This window comes from Longicatena sp. 210702-DFI.1.196 (genome assembly GCF_020563125.1).
GTDB lineage: Bacteria > Bacillota_I > Bacilli_A > Erysipelotrichales > Erysipelotrichaceae > Longicatena > Longicatena caecimuris.
Map to the genome: position 1 here is coordinate 1 of NZ_JAJCPX010000016.1, position 15,766 is coordinate 15,766.

14 protein-coding genes are annotated in these 15,766 nt (G+C 40.1%); 10 read left to right on the forward strand and 4 right to left on the reverse strand.

The genetic code is table 11. From position 1 onward, the window contains the following. Window positions 1-405: 405 nt before the first annotated feature. A complete protein-coding gene (locus LI241_RS08205) occupies window positions 406-1,428 on the reverse strand; it encodes a N(5)-(carboxyethyl)ornithine synthase (RefSeq protein WP_008687777.1) in 1,023 nt (340 codons plus the stop codon). 114 nt (window positions 1,429-1,542) lie between these two features. On the opposite strand from LI241_RS08205, the gene LI241_RS08210 reads away from it, so the two are divergent. Beyond that, window positions 1,543-2,202 (forward strand): hypothetical protein, encoded by a 660-nt coding sequence (locus tag LI241_RS08210; protein ID WP_008687778.1) that lies wholly within the window; start codon window positions 1,543-1,545, stop codon window positions 2,200-2,202. Between the two features lie 57 nt (window positions 2,203-2,259). Here the strand turns inward: LI241_RS08210 and LI241_RS08215 are convergent, their stop codons facing one another. Further along, complete coding sequence (locus LI241_RS08215; protein WP_008687779.1) at window positions 2,260-2,766, reverse strand: peptidoglycan-binding protein; 507 nt, start codon at window positions 2,764-2,766, stop codon at window positions 2,260-2,262. Between the two features lie 158 nt (window positions 2,767-2,924). Here LI241_RS08215 and LI241_RS08220 point away from each other — a divergent pair, with 158 nt between their 5' ends. Then, window positions 2,925-3,674, forward strand: a complete 750-nt coding sequence (locus LI241_RS08220; RefSeq protein ID WP_008687780.1) for a collagen binding domain-containing protein — start codon at window positions 2,925-2,927, stop codon at window positions 3,672-3,674. Here LI241_RS08220 and LI241_RS08225 read toward each other — a convergent pair. Beyond that, the gene (locus LI241_RS08225; RefSeq protein WP_008687781.1) at window positions 3,638-4,573 is read right to left on the reverse strand and encodes a PfkB family carbohydrate kinase; all 936 of its coding nucleotides are present in this window, start codon (window positions 4,571-4,573) and stop codon (window positions 3,638-3,640) included. The genes LI241_RS08220 and LI241_RS08225 overlap by 37 nt on opposite strands. Window positions 4,574-4,702: 129 nt before the next feature. On the opposite strand from LI241_RS08225, the gene LI241_RS08230 reads away from it, so the two are divergent. Further along, window positions 4,703-5,545, forward strand: a complete 843-nt coding sequence (locus LI241_RS08230; protein WP_008687782.1) for a metallophosphoesterase — start codon at window positions 4,703-4,705, stop codon at window positions 5,543-5,545. Continuing rightward, entirely contained in the window at window positions 5,538-6,071 is a 534-nt protein-coding gene (locus tag LI241_RS08235) for a GNAT family N-acetyltransferase (RefSeq protein ID WP_008687783.1), read from the forward strand. The genes LI241_RS08230 and LI241_RS08235 overlap by 8 nt, the downstream gene beginning before the upstream one ends. 277 nt (window positions 6,072-6,348) lie before the next feature. Here the strand turns inward: LI241_RS08235 and add are convergent, their stop codons facing one another. Continuing rightward, on the reverse strand, window positions 6,349-7,359 hold the full coding sequence (add, locus tag LI241_RS08240) for an adenosine deaminase (protein WP_008687784.1): 1,011 nt from the start codon (window positions 7,357-7,359) through the stop codon (window positions 6,349-6,351). Window positions 7,360-7,508: 149 nt separating this feature from the next. On the opposite strand from add, the gene LI241_RS08245 reads away from it, so the two are divergent. The 6 genes from LI241_RS08245 to carB all read left to right on the forward strand — a co-directional run bounded on the left by LI241_RS08245 (window position 7,509) and on the right by carB (window position 15,766). Continuing rightward, window positions 7,509-8,468 (forward strand): exonuclease domain-containing protein, encoded by a 960-nt coding sequence (locus tag LI241_RS08245; protein WP_008687785.1) that lies wholly within the window; start codon window positions 7,509-7,511, stop codon window positions 8,466-8,468. Continuing rightward, window positions 8,465-8,929, forward strand: coding sequence for a hypothetical protein (locus LI241_RS08250; RefSeq protein WP_017144673.1), 465 nt, complete (start codon window positions 8,465-8,467; stop codon window positions 8,927-8,929). The genes LI241_RS08245 and LI241_RS08250 overlap by 4 nt, the downstream gene beginning before the upstream one ends. A 368-nt stretch (window positions 8,930-9,297) precedes the next feature. Next, window positions 9,298-10,191, forward strand: a complete 894-nt coding sequence (locus tag LI241_RS08255) for an aspartate carbamoyltransferase catalytic subunit (RefSeq protein WP_008687792.1) — start codon at window positions 9,298-9,300, stop codon at window positions 10,189-10,191. Between the two features lie 10 nt (window positions 10,192-10,201). Then, on the forward strand, window positions 10,202-11,488 hold the full coding sequence (locus tag LI241_RS08260; protein WP_008687793.1) for a dihydroorotase family protein: 1,287 nt from the start codon (window positions 10,202-10,204) through the stop codon (window positions 11,486-11,488). Further along, window positions 11,485-12,564 carry a glutamine-hydrolyzing carbamoyl-phosphate synthase small subunit gene (gene carA / locus LI241_RS08265; RefSeq protein ID WP_008687794.1) on the forward strand — a complete coding sequence of 360 codons (1,080 nt, stop codon included), beginning with the start codon at window positions 11,485-11,487 and terminating at the stop codon, window positions 12,562-12,564. The genes LI241_RS08260 and carA overlap by 4 nt, the downstream gene beginning before the upstream one ends. Before the next feature lies 1 nt (window position 12,565). Next, window positions 12,566-15,766: a carbamoyl-phosphate synthase large subunit gene (carB, locus tag LI241_RS08270; protein ID WP_008687795.1), complete on the forward strand. Its 3,201-nt coding sequence runs from the start codon at window positions 12,566-12,568 to the stop codon at window positions 15,764-15,766.

A 15,766-nucleotide genomic window follows, 5' to 3' on the forward strand; every position in this document is an offset into this window, starting at 1 on the left:
TAGGCGGTCTTGAAATATAGACATATTTCGTATCGCCAGCAACTTCAACATTATCAATACTGATAGAGCCATCATCAGGTAGGCTCAGCAATTTAAAAATATAAGAATAATCCATGAGTTACCTCCTTTTAACAGAGAGCATAACCATGAAATATTATAAATAAAGAAACAGGCAGATTCACCTATTTCTCATTTGAAATAACCCCCTAAAGTCTAGACCCCTAAAGTTGCCCCTAAATTTCAGACCCCTAAAGATTTTGGATACCCTTTTCATTTTCCACTAGTATTACAGCTTTTTTCTTAAGCTGGTATATCATCAGTTATCACTGGTTTCTTAATCATCTTATTCAATTTGGTATATGTTACCGCTATTAAGCAAAGGATGATGTCAAAACTAGCTGGCAATCAATCGTTTTCAGCCATCTTGTTTTTAAACAAGATGTTGTTATTTTCGAGCATCTGCAGATAAACAAAGATGTCGTTATTGGTAAAGACACCATCTTTCAGAATGTTTGCTTCTTGTAAAACAGGGTCATTGCCATCTGCAATCAGGATATCCAGATAATGTGCACAGATCGGTCCGCAATCCTCTAAGAAGCTTCGATGAAACAAGCTAGGTGTATGATCAACAGCATAATGCAATATCCCATCAATCTCATACACCGGATGGGTAAAGGTTGTTGGTTGAGAAGATTCAATGGCACAATGTGCATCGCAGCTAACATCAATGATCATCGCATGTGGTTTCATCTTTTTTAGATCACTGAGATACAAAATGTGATCACTTCGTTCAACATCCCATAAAATACAATTTATGATAACATCATATTCCTGAAAATGATGAAGAAATGCTTGTTCAGCCTTACGTGGATAAACATCCACATAAGCACCTAGCTGATACAATATTTGCATAGCTCCTTTTGCTGTGTTGCCATTTCCTAAGATTGCTACTTTCTTCCCTTGAGGAAGTGTTCCGTATAATTGAAAAGCATGTAAAACAGCAGCCTTGCCAGCCAATTCACTGTTTTTATAGAAAACAGCACGACCTTCCTCATACATGTTTTCCCAGGCAAAGGCATTCATTTTTTTACGCATCAGCAATTCTGCGCGTTCTTTGGTTTCGGCAGGATGTACCCAGCCAAACAAAATCGTGCCATCTGCCAGATCCTGTAGATAGCTGGCATCTCCGATTTTTGGGTCGCAGATGATTTGCTTTCTCATCACTTCTTTAGGATCATCTATATGAGCGCCACTAGCTCGATAATCCTCATCTGAAAATCCGCATATCTCTCCATAGCCATGGCAGAGATACAGTTGTTCCTTGTGTTTCATAGATGCGATGTCGCATGGACGTAAAACGCGGCGATGTTCATGTTCTTTTGTCGGAATCATTAATCCTACGGTATTCATGAGATCATCTTCTTTCATGTTGCATCCTTAGTATAACATAGATGAAAACAGAAGGAAAAGAATTCATGAAATCCTTTCGCAAACAGAAAAGGGTATGCTATAATTACTAACAGAATAGAAAGTAGGAATATCATGGAACAAAAAGAAACCTTAGAAGCCGTAGAAACAAAGGAAGTAACGGCGGAATCTGTAGATTTTCAATTTGAAACGGTGTTGAATGAAATCTATCAGGATTTTAAAATTATGGATGAGCATGTAGATGCCGGATTAGATGCACGATTAAAAGAATTGTTGACGCATACCGAAAATGAGTTAACAAGTGAAGAATATATGAAGCTTATGTATATGGAAGGATTGAAGTATGAACAGCAGGAAAATAAAAATGCTGCACGCTTTTGTGCCATGCGCATGCTGAAAATTAAGGAATGCTATGAAAATCCTAAGAAAAAACGTCCGCGTTTTTTGGATATGATTCCTTATACGATACCGGAAGAAATGCTTGAGTTTATTGAGCGTTACACGGATTTTTTGGAAGATACATATAACTTCATCAGTAAACGTTTGTTGTTAATTACTGCTGGTTTAGTTGTTATTATCCTTTTAATCTTTATCCTTGTTTTAAAATTGAATTTTTTAATGTCACTTATAAATGCTGCTTTGATTGGTTTATTGAACTATATCCTACAAAAGCGTCGCTTACCGGATATGTTTCAGAAGAATCAAACTGCAGCAATTGAGCATTATGTAGAGGACGATGTACTTGAGTTTGATCGTCCTGTGCGATATTCATAAACTTATGGAAGATATCTTTGCAAGGGGATGTCTTCTTTTTTTATACGTTTGTAAAGGTTAGAGCTTATTACGCTCATTGATGATGCTATCCCAGGTCATGCTACCGATGACACCATCGACATTTAAATCATATAAATACTGATATTGCTGTACAGCAGCGACGGTTCTTGGTCCATAGATGCCATCTACCGGAATCGGACGCAGACATTTATTGGTGGCTGCAATTTCATTGAGGTATTCTTGCATTTTAAATACGGAAAGTCCTTGTTGACCGCTGGATAAATAAAAACCACGATTGGCAACCGGAATATTGGTGACGACACCTAATTCACGAAGCTTATCGACAAGAGAATTCCAGGTATTATAATTAATAACACCATCAATTGGTAAGCCGGCATAACGTTGCCATTCCCGTACGGCTGTTTCTGTTAATGGGCCAAAGACACCATCTTGTTTATTCACGGTAGAAATTAGATTCCGTTGTTGCATCATATTCAGATATGCCTGCAGTTTGTTCACACCGATACCGAGGTCACCTCGTTTAATTACATATTGTGTAGCCATTCTTTCATCTCCTTTCCTTATACTATATGTAACATGTGCATATTCATCTCAATGATTGCCTAGAAGCATCGACATGAAGAGAGGAAACAAAGGATGTTTTTAGATGAAAAAGGTTTTTTTTCATTGCTTTGATTCATACACTGTCATGAGGTGAGCATATGAGATTATTCAAGTGGATTGGGTCAGTATTGGTGAGTGTCTTCTTGATGGTAACAGCGGTTACCGCAAAAGAGGAAGGATATTGTGTTGAAGGTAAAGTGTTAGATGAAAAGGGACACCCTGTACAGGGGGCAAGTTTCACTTTATATCAATATGGTGCCGTTATGAAAGATGCTGTTATCACCAATGCCAAAGGAGAATGGAAAATTACAGAATTGCCGGCAGGAGATTATGTGCTGAGTCAAGAAAGCAGCCCTTATGGCTATGAGATGATGGAAAAACCACTAGCGATTTCGTTGCAGCAGGATAAGACACTTGTTGTAGATACAATACGTAATGCGCATATGGAAGGGAGTGTGCGGATATGGTTACAGGATGAAAAGGGAAAAGCCATTGCAAAAATGTCTTTACAAGTGTTAGATGAACAGAACCAGCGTTGCTGTCAGGGGGAAACGAATCAAGAGGGGATGTTTATGGCGGAACATCTTTTTTTAGGTAATTATCGTTTAGCCGTTTTAGATGAGCATTTATATAAGGAGAATGAGGAAGGTCTGCGTTTCACGATGACTTCGAAAAATCATAAGCAGATTCAGAATATTTATTTCCATTTGCAGAAAAAAAGCGGTAATGTTTCATCCTCACATGACGCGCTTTATTTATTTTTGGGTTTATGTTTTATTGCATGTGGCAGTATCTGGTGGTATTTACATTATCATGGTTTCCAACAATTACGTAAAGATTTTATGTGAGGGAATAAGTCTATTACATCTTCTTTACGTAAGTCAGCACCTACATGTGAAACAACTTTTGCAGCTAGCTGATTGGCATAGAAAAGGGCAGTTGGCCAATCCTTTTTCATGTGTCTTAGGGCAAGCAAAGCTCCTATATGGGTATCACCGGCTCCAATCGTATCTGTTACTTGTACACTTGGGGAAGGAATGGTGAATGCTTGCATGCCATCATAGAAATAAACACCATTCGCTCCTAATGTAATGATGATTGGTGCATGACTTTGGGCATAAAGCATTGTGGCAGCTTGTTGAATGCTCGTTGAATGGGTATAGGATAGTGCTTCTTCTTCATTGATATGAAGTATGGCATGCATGCGTAACAATGCCTGCATGCGCTCTGACGGTATTTTACAAATTCGTGGCCCAGGGGCAAAATAGATAGTCACTTCAGGGTGTTGTTGGAGCCATTCTAAAATATAACGACCACTATCTTCCTCTATTTCTAAACCGCAAATATATACACTGTCAAAGGTATAGGCATTCAGTCTTGTGAACCAAGCTTTCTGAAAGCGATATTCACAGCCATGTAAGGATAAAAAGGTACGTTCACCACTATCCTCAACTAAGCAATAACAACAGCCGTTTTCGTCTTCAACATCTTCGATTATGGAATGCATATGGTTATCATGCAGATGAGTACGTACATAATCTCCATAAATTCCTTTGCCCACAGGCGAAAACAATACATAGGGTTGTTGGAGTACTTGTAACACTTGCGCAGCGTTGTATGCACAACCACCTAATCGCATCGTTTGGGTATACAGATGTACATCTTGTGCTGTTGTGGGAAGTTTAGGTAATGTCAGGATGACATCACAGACACAGGAACCAATGATTCCGATATGCGTTTCTTTCATGAAAATCTCCCTTTACTTTTCTATGCTTATTCGTGTAAGTATTATAGCATAGCTATTAAGGAAAAGAATAGGAAAAGACAGAAAAAGGTGGTATAATTTTACATAGAAATCCTATGTGAGGTGAAACATATGAAAAATAAAACAAAGGCCTTTTTAGCAGGGGCAATGTGTACAGGGGGCATTTGGTGGAGCTATCATGAAAATCATACCTTAGATTGTGAAACCTTTGTGTATCAGAATAAAAAGGTACCGAATGCGTTTCATGGCTGTCGCATATTGCATATCTCTGATTTGCATAATACCAGCTTTGGACATTACCAGAAAAAACTGTTAAAAGAAATACAGTTTGCACATGCAGATATCATTGTAATTACCGGTGATTTAATTGATGGAGCAAGAAGCAAGGAAACAAACCTTAGACCTATGAAAGCCCTCATTCAGGAAATTGTACGTATGGCTCCTGTGTATTATGTACCGGGAAATCATGAGGCGAATAGTCCTATTTATTTAACACTGGTTGCATATTTGCGAAAACAAGGCGTTAAGATTTTGGATAATCGCATAGCTTATTTATCAAAGGATGACGATACAATGGCTATCGTAGGTGTGAAAGACCCATATTTTTATGAGGATAGTTCTTCGCAATTTGCACGAACTTTGGTTGAACTGCGCAAAGCGGTTAAAGATGATTTTACGATTTTATTAAGTCATCGTCCGGAATATTTTCCTTGGTATGAAGCTTGTGGCTATCATTTGATTTTTAGTGGTCATGCCCATGGCGGTCAAATAGGAATCGGTCATCGACAGGGATTATTTTCTCCTCATCAAGGATGGAAACCTACTTATTGTGATGGATTGTATCATGGAAAAGACAGTGTGTTAGTTGTCAGCCGTGGATTGGGAAATAGTAAGTTCCCTTTGCGCATTCATAATCATCCGCATTTGATTACGGTCGTATTGTCTCATGGATAACATCTTAGAAACAAATCGCTTAGTATTTCGTAAGTTGTGTTACGATGATATGGATAATTTAAAGAAAACATTGCAGGATGAAGTCGCCATGTATGCTTATGCGCATGCATTTAGTGATGAAGAAGTGGAAGCGTGGCTACAGCGCCAGTTAGCTCGTTATGATGAAGATGGTTTCGGTTTATGGGCGTTGATTAGGAAACATGATGGTAATTTCATAGGACAGTGTGGTTTAACAATACAAGAAATCGATGGTCGAAAGCTACTTGAAATCGGCTATCTGCTACAGCGAGCATATTGGCATCAAGGGTATGCGATTGAAGCAGCGAAAGCAGTGAAGGAATATGCGTTTACCAAATTTCATGCCCCTTGGGTCTTTTCTATCATTCGCGATAATAATGCGGCATCTATCAAGGTTGCAGAACGTAACGGCATGATAAAAACTGGCGTTATCGTTAAGCAGTATTACCATATGGATATGCGCCATTTTGTGTACTGTGCCGAAAATCCATATATTCATAAACAGTGAACAAAAAGATAAGAAAAAATGAAGATAGTATCTTAAGTAAGGAAGTGAACCCTAACGTTTGGATAACCAAACGAAAAGGGTTCTTTTCAGAATACAATAGGTACGATCTTCTTATTTTAGCGTTTTCGCATAGCCGCTAACTCCACCTTTTATCTTTTCAAGAGTATACTAATCGTTGTGCGTTACGAATGCTTTGTTTCTAGTAGCATAACAGCTTTTAAAAGGATAAGAATGAAAAGGCAAGTAAACCATGCCAAAAAGATATATTCTTTTAGCATCACAAAGACTCCTTTTGCAAAAGGTTACGCAATTCATTCTTTTCATGTTCACTTAAAAAGGCAGCTTGCAGCGAAGTTGACAGACAGGCAGCTAAATCTTCTTCCTGAAAATTTTGGTACTTTATCAGATAAGCATATTCTTTATCTAGGTCGGTATGTGAAATGGTCATATTATCGGTATTGATTGTGATAGGAATGCCATAGGAGAGATATTGATGAATAGGATGTGCCTCATACGATGCTGTGACTTCACATTGTACATTACTGGTAATACAGACTTCTAGCGGTATTTGTTGATCTCTTAATAAAGCCATGACTTCTTCATCTTGCAAGGCACTTGTCCCATGCCCAATCCTTGATGCTCCAAAGGCAATGGCGGTTTCAATGTTTTCTGGACCATAACTTTCACCAGCATGAATGGTCAAGGGAATTTGATAAGAGCGTGCCAAAGCAAATAATTGTTTGAAATCTATCATCGGGGCTAACCCTTCTGCACCGGCTAAATCAAGGGCAACGACGCCATCCTTAAGATAGCGGTGACATAAATGCACAGTTTCTACATTCGCCTGATGTGTTAGCGATTCTTCACCAAGTACCATCATACATAAAATGAAATTTACTTTAAGTTGCGAAAAGCGCAAGGCACAATCTTTTCGTGCCTGCAATAAGATTTCAACTACACGCTGTTGTGATAAACCACCTCGCGTATGCTGTTGTGGAGCAAAGCGGATTTCAGCATAGATAAGACCTTGATTAGCTAAGTTTTCGATGCACGCACACATGCCAAAGTATAACGCTTCCGGTGTCTGTAATAAAGCTAGCGGTGTATCAAAACGTGCTAAATAATCGTACAGGGAATGACAATCAGCATCTACCTGCATCCGTTTTTGAAAGGCTTTTTCATCTAGTTTTTGTAAGGATGGGTGTTGCTTTGCCAAAGTATACGCATATGCTAAGGGTAAAGAACCATCAAAGTGTAAATGTAAGTCTATTTTCTTATGTGTAAACATAACCAGTGCTCCTTTTTCTTAAAACTATTTCTATTTTACCATGAATTGCCAGCATATTTCACATATACGCAGGCAAATTGCTGAAAAAGGGAGCCCTTTATTGCTTTCTATTTCAAATCTTACTATAATAAGAACAGTGAGGTAACAAGATGATTCAAGTATATATTGATGCAGAATTTGATGCAGTGCGCTATCAGAAACGCTTTGAACAGGCGGTCATCAGTTTTGGTGCTGTGGCTTGTCGACAAAAACAGATGTTAGATACGTTTTACACATTAGTACGGCCAAGATATTTTCGCCATTTGACACCTGTTGTAAAAAAGATGACGCATTTAAAAGATAAAGAAATTTTAGCTGCTGAGCCCTTGGAAGTGGTCACAGAGCATTTTTTATCATGGTTGCAACGCTTTGGTGAGTTAGCCGATATTCAGTTATACAGCTGTGGGCCGGATGATCCCAGAACATTAATGAAAAATTGTGCTATTCATCATATTGATGGTGCACTGTTTGATCGTATTCAAGATTTACAAAAAGAAATATCCGCAACCGTAAAATTTCAAAATAAGATTATTTCTCCAAGCTTATCTTTGGATGATATGAAGCTGATCTATGATATTCAGGGGGCTGTTGATCATAATGCATTAAATGATGCGAAAGATCTGATGTATATTCATCAACGTTATTTAGATGGTAATGCACAAAATGCTCAGCGTATCTTGGATATAGTAAATCGTAAAGAGGCTAAACAACAGGAAGTGCGACAGAAACAAAATGAACGATTGCGGACCATGATGATTCAGCAATTTCAAAAATATCCAAAAGAATTCGTGAAGATACCTTTATTGCCAGAAGTAATAGAGCAGTTTCAACTTTGGGAGGACAGAGAAACAAGAACTCATATGCATTGGAAACGGAAGAAGTTTATTCAAGGTGAAATGTGTTATCCATATGACGAATTGCAATTATGGATGAAAATTGATTTGCAGGATGAAATGCCAAGCGTATCTTTACGTTTTCTACATCGTCAAAAAGATGTTGTAAAAAAATATCCACTGCATTATCGCAATGCTACGATGGTTGAAGCAATCTTAAAGCGGGTGTTAGCATGATGGATTCATCCATACAGCGAAAGATTTATATAGAAGGAGCTAAGCTGAAGCTTTATGTCAATGATTTAAAAAAGCAGTTAGAGCAGTTGCAGCATGCGCCTTTTTGGGATAGAAATCCATATATTCGCAGTAACCAGGCCAAAAAACATTTACAGGCACTAAACCAAAGTGTCGAACAATGTGTAGATGCTTTATTATCTTATACGGCATTGTTAAGTACGAGTGGCCTTTGTGCTAAAAAAGAGTTGCATGCTTATTTCTTCATGTATGATTTTTTATTTCAATTTCATGATGATATAATAAGACAAGAATATGCCCATCGCTTATTGACGCGAGATGTGGAGCTTACATCACGTTTTTATGAATTTTTCCGCTATAGTGAGCAATTTATTGCCAATCAAGAAAAAAAGTACAAGATACTGGCAAATGATGAAACAGAAATGCTATATAATAAAAGATAGTAAAGGAATGGAAGAACGTTTCTTAATAGACCATATAGGAAAGGATCTATCTGTGTTATAAAAAGACATTCAAAAATAATAGAAAGAAATGGTAGGGCATGCGATATCCGTATCGTTAAGAAGTTACGCATCAAAAAAGGAAGTGATTCAGAAAGCTTAAAATGCAGTGTAGAAATAAGATGAGCTAATGTGCGTATGAATTTCATAAAAAAATTCTTGTAATCTTGATGATATATGGTAAAATTATCAATAGAAAAAGGTCCTTTAAAATAATCCAGAGAGGTTATGAAGGAAAGATAACTGGAGATAGTGATGTAAGGTCCTTTTGTATGCAAAAGGGCTTTTTTTAAAGCCATGGAGGTTAGGTTATGAACAAAAACAGTTTGTTAAGAATCTGCGATTTAACAAAAGAAGAGATTTTTGATATTCTCCATGATGCTGAAGCGTTTTCGTGTTCCCAATCAGATTGGCAATTTCCTCGTCGTACGTTGATTGCTAATCTTTTTTTTGAACCAAGCACACGAACGCACTTCTCATTTGCATCAGCACAGCATCAATTAGGAGCAAGCGTGGAAAACTTCACCGCACAGGGAAGCAGCGTTGAAAAAGGAGAATCCTTATACGATACCGTAAAGACATTTGAAAGCATTGGCTATGATGCGCTTGTTATTCGCCATAGTCAGGATGAATACTTTAAAGAATTGGAAAATATTCAAATTCCAATCTTGAATGCAGGAGATGGCTGTGGGAATCATCCAACCCAATGCTTATTGGATCTATTAACGATCTATCAAGAATTTCACACCTTTGAAGGCATTAAGGTTGCCGTGATTGGTGATGTAAAACATTCTCGTGTCGCAAACAGTATCAAGGAAGCTATGGATCTGCTAGGTGGAGAGGTATGCTTCAGCGGACCTAAAGAATGGGTAGAAACTGATGCTTCTTATAAAGATATCGAGGAAGCTGTGCAATGGGCAGATGTTGTCATGATGCTGCGCATCCAGCATGAACGCCATCAAGAAACCATGAAGATGTGCAAGGAAGAATACTTGCAAAACTATGGTTTGACAAAGGAAAGAGCGGCCATGATGAAGCCAAATGCGATTATCATGCATCCTGCACCGGTCAATCGCGGTGTGGAAATTGACAGTGACTTGGTAGAAGCTAAAAACAGCCGCATCTTTCAGCAGATGAGCAATGGTGTGCTGGTACGTAAAGCGGTTGTGAAACGCGCGTTAGGCTATGCACCATTTGATCGCTAGGAGGAAGCATATGAAACTGGTAAAAAATGGCTATTTGCTGTTGGATAACGAGTTAAAGAAAGCAGAAATGCTTTTTGATGAAACCGGGATCAAACAGATAGCAGAACATATTGATGATACTGAGGCGGAAGTGATTGATGCCGCAGGACATGCGGTATTGCCAGGTTTGATCGATGCACATGTGCATTTGCGAGAACCGGGTTATACGCATAAGGAAACGATTCAAAGCGGCACCAAGGCAGCTGCCCATGGTGGTTTTACAACGATCATGGCGATGCCCAATGTCATCCCTTATCCGGATAATGTTGATACGATGACTGCCTACTTAGCAAAAATCAAACAGGATGCACTTGTTCATGTACTGCCATATGCTTGTATCACAAAAGGGGAAGCCAGCAAGGAAGTCGTAGATATGAAAGGACTGAGTGCCATGGGCATTCATGCTTTCTCTGATGATGGTGTTGGTGTGGCAACAGCGGAAATGATGAAACAAGCGATGCAGGCATGCAAGGAAGTAGATGGTATGATCGTGGCACATACGGAAGATATGCGCTATCGCAGACCAAAGGCTTGTATGCATGAAGGCATTCGCAATCAAGAATTGCATCTATTAGGTATTCCCAGTGCTTGCGAGTATGCGCAGATGAAACGTGATTTAGACTTAGCGAAAGCTATTGGTTGTCGCTATCATGTGTGTCATATGAGTGCGAAGGAAAGTGTTGCCTATTTAAAAGAATATAAAGCGCTTGGTGTGGATTGCAGTGGTGAGGTAACCGCACATCACTTGTTGCTAAATGAGATGGATGTTGAAGGTCCTAACCATAAGATGAATCCACCGCTGCGCAGCGAAGAAGATCGCCAAGCACTGATCCAAGGCTTGCTGGATGGCACGATTGATTTTATTGCGAACGATCATGCCCCTCATGCAGAAGCAGAAAAACAAAAAGGTATGGAAGAGGCACCCTTTGGCATTGTTGCCTTAGAAACCGCCTTCCCCTTACTATATACGAAATTTGTGAAAGAAGAAAAACGCTTTACCTTAGGACAGCTCGTGTATTGGATGAGTGAAGCTGTGGCAAAACGTTTCCGCTTAAAGCGCAAAGGTAAATTAGCCGTAGGCTATGACGCTGATTTCATCCTTGTAGATTTGGAAAGCTATCACAAGGTGGACAAAGACAAGTTTTATTCGAAAGGTAAGAACACACCATTTGATGGTGTAGAGGCAGCAGGCTGGGTCATCCAGACCTTCTGCAATGGAACCTGTGTGTATGAACACAAGAAGGAGGAATTCGCATGAAAAAAAGACGCTTGATTTTAGAAGATGGCAGTGTGTATGAAGGAATTGCTTTTGGCGCTGACAATTATCGTATGGGAGAATTGATCTTTCAGACCGGTATGAGCGGTTATCAGGAAATCATTTCTGATTTATCGTATTATGGACAAATCGTTATGATGACGTATCCGGCAATGGGCAACTGCGGCATCAACCGCGATGATTTTGAAAGTATTTCCCCTATGGTATTTGGCTTTGTTGTAAAAGAATACTGTGAACAACCTAGTAACTTTCGCAGTGATATGACACTAGATGCCTTCATGAAATTAAAAGGTATCCCGGGCATTGCCGATATTGATACTCGTGAAATTACGCGTAAGATTAGAGATCATGGTACTTTAAAGGCAATCATGGCAGATGAAGATGCAAATGTGGAAGAAGTTGTTGCCATGCTGAAAAACAGCGAATTGCCTCATGATGGAGTACAGCAGGTATCTACGCAAAAACCATTCCCGATTCCATCACGTGGCGCAAAGGTTGTCATGGTGGATATCGGAACGAAGTTTGCGGTCATCCGTGAATTTAACATGCGTGGCTGTGACTTGGTTGTTGTGCCTTACAATATGAGTGCTGAGGATATCTTAGCAATCCATCCGGATGGTGTAGTCTTCAGCGGTGGCCCTGGGGCACCGGAAGATATTCCGGAAACGATTGCAACCTGCAAAGCTTTATTAGGCAAGCTGCCAATGTTGGGCATTGGTTTAGGTCATGAAGTGATCGCCTGTGCATGTGGCGCAAAAGTCGTTAAGATGAAGGTTGGCCATCATGGCAATAGTTCACCGGTACGTAACTTAAAGAAAAATAAAATTGAGTTTACGGCGCAAAACCATGGCTATGAGATTGCCGAAGATTCCCTTATCGGAACCGGCTTGATTGTGACTTATAAGGCATTAAATGATAATTCGATTGAAGGTTGTGAACATGAAACTTATCCATTGCTGTCTTTCTCCTTTGAACCAGAGGCTGCTCCAGGAGCAGATGACTGCAATTATATATTTGATGATTTCTGCAAGATGATGCAGGAAAGGAGTGCTGAATAGAATGCCAAAGAGAACAGATATTAAGAAAATCATGGTGATTGGTTCTGGACCAATCGTCATCGGACAGGCGGCAGAATTTGATTATGCCGGCACACAGGCTTGTACCTCTTTGCGTGAGGAAGGCTATGAAGTCGTTTTGATTAACTCTAACCCTGCAACGATCATGACCGATTCAGTCATTGCGGATCGTGTTTACATTGAACCATTAACACTGGAATTTGCCAGCCGTATCATCTATAAAGAACGTCCGGATGCTATTTTGGGCAGCTTAGGTGGACAGACCGGCTTGAATCTGGTCGTTGAATTGGCAGAAAGCGGCATCTTAGATGAATACCATGTGGAAGTTTTAGGTACGGCATTGGATGCTATTGAAAAAGCCGAAGACCGTGATAAATTCCGTGAACTGATGTATGAAATCGGTGAACCGGTACCGGAAAGTGTCATTGTGCATACGATTGAAGAAGCCGTTGACTTCGCAAATATAAACGGTTATCCGGTTGTTGTACGTCCAGCCTTTACCTTAGGTGGTACCGGTGGTGGTTTTGCGCATAGTGAAGCCGAACTACGTACGATTTGTGACAATGGTTTAAAGATTTCTCCGGTACATCAGTGTCTGATTGAACAAAGCATTGCGGGCTATAAAGAAATCGAATACGAAGTTATGCGTGATAATGCAGATAATGCGATTGTTGTCTGCAACATGGAAAATGTGGATCCGGTTGGTATTCATACCGGAGATTCTATCGTTGTAGCACCGACGCAGACCTTAACCGATCGTGAATGTGGCATCATGCGTGCATCTGCTTTAAAGATCATTCGTGCCTTAAAGATTTGCGGTGGTTGTAACGTCCAGTTGGCTTTAGATCCAAATTCCTTTAAATACTATGTGATCGAGGTCAATCCGCGTGTTTCACGTTCCAGTGCCTTAGCAAGTAAGGCAACCGGTTATCCAATTGCCAAACTAGCTGCGAAGGTTGCGGTTGGTCTGACGCTGGATGAAATCATCAATCCGGTTACGCAGACAAGCTATGCCTGTGTAGAACCATGCATCGACTATGTTGTTGCGAAATTCCCACGCTTTGCCTTTGACAAATTCCCGAAAGGGGATCGTAGCTTAGGTACGCAGATGAAGGCAACCGGAGAGGTCATGTCCATTGGACGTACCTTTGATGAAGCTATCTTAAAAGCCATTCGCTCTCTTGAAATGAAGACCGATCATCTGGAACAAAAGGATGTCAATGCCTTAAGTGAAGAAGAGTTGTGGAAGAAGTTAGAACGCAGTGATGATGAACGTATCTATGTGATTACCGCTTTATTAAGAAGAGGTGCCAGTGTAGAGGATATCTTTAACGTAACGAAGATGGATCGCTATTTCTTAAATCGTTTCAAAAATATCGTTGCCTATGAAGAAGTCATCGCTGCCCATAAAGGGGATTTAGAAGTCTTACGACATGCGAAGAAAATGGGCTTTGCGGATAGCTATATCGCCAGAAAATGGGAGATGAGCGAGCGTGAAGTATATGAACTGCGCAAACAGCATCAGATCATTCCGGTATATAAGAATGTGGATACCTGTGCCGGAGAGTATATATCCCATACCCCATACTTATATTCTACGTATGAGCATGAAAACGAAAGTATCTCCAGCAATAATAAGAAGATCATCGTGCTAGGAAGTGGTCCTATCCGCATCGGACAGGGTGTCGAATTTGACTATGCGACCGTACATTGTGTAAAGACCTTGCGTGAATGTGGCTATGAAGCCATCGTTATTAACAACAATCCGGAAACAGTATCGACAGATTACTCCATTTCCGATAAATTATATTTTGAACCATTGACGATTGAAGATGTTATGCACATCATCGATCTGGAACAGCCATTAGGTGTCATTGTGCAGTTCGGTGGACAGACCGCTATCAACTTAGCCGATAAGCTGGTAGAACGCGGGGTGAAGATCTTAGGTACTTCTTTAGAAAATATCGACCGTGCCGAAGATCGCCATGAATTTGAAGAAATGCTGCATAAGCTAGAAATTCCACAACCAATGGGAGAAACGGCGGTAACGGTAGAAGAAGCCTTGGTGATCGCAAATAAAATCGGATATCCGGTATTAGTGCGTCCAAGCTATGTACTAGGAGGCCGTGCCATGGAAATCGTGCATAACGATGATGACTTAAAGGTATACATGGCAACTGCGGTAAAAGAAATCAGTCATGATGCCCCAATCTTAGTAGATAAATATATCGTTGGTAAAGAGATGGAAATTGATGCTATCTGTGATGGTGAGCATGTGTATATTCCAGGTATCATGGAACATATCGAGCGTGCCGGTGTCCATTCCGGTGACTCAATCTCCGTTTATCCAGCACCAACAGCTTCTCAGCAGGTGAAGGATACGATCATTGAGTATGCCATCCGTATCGGAAAAGGTTTCCACTTCATCGGCTTATACAATATTCAGTTCATTGTCGATAGAGATGAGAAAGTGTATGTGCTGGAAGTAAATCCACGTTCTTCTCGTACCGTACCATTCTTATCTAAGATTACCGGTGTACCAATGAGTTATGTGGCAACCCGCTGTGTACTTGGCCATTCCTTAAAAGAACAGGGCTATGAAGAAGGCGTACATCCAGAAGGTGAACGTGTCTTTGTCAAAGCACCAGTCTTCTCTTTCGCAAAACTGCGTAGTGTTGATACAACCTTAGGTCCAGAAATGAAATCAACCGGAGAAGCCTTAGGCGGTGATGATACATTAGAAAAAGCTTTATATAAAGCGCTTTTGGCAAGTGGAGTGAAGATTCCTTTGCATGGCAATGTCTTATTGACGGTTGCGGATGCGGATAAGCAGGAAGGCTTAAAGATAGCGAAGCGTTTCTCAAACATCGGCTATGGTATCTATGCGACCAAGGGTACAGCAAATCTATTAAAAGAAAACGGTATTTATGTACGTACCGTAAATAAAGTAAATGAAGCAGAAGGCGAGAATGTGGTAGATGTCATTCGTAAAGGACGTATCAATTATGTCATCAACACAATGAGCATTTCCAAGACCGCTAATCAGGATGGCTTTGAAATTCGTCGTGCCGCTGCTGAAAACAACATCAGCTGTTTCACGTCACTGGATACGGCAAATGCTATTCTGCGTGTACTGGAGGCACAGACCTTTACAACCATTTCTATGAATGAATTGGAGGATTAA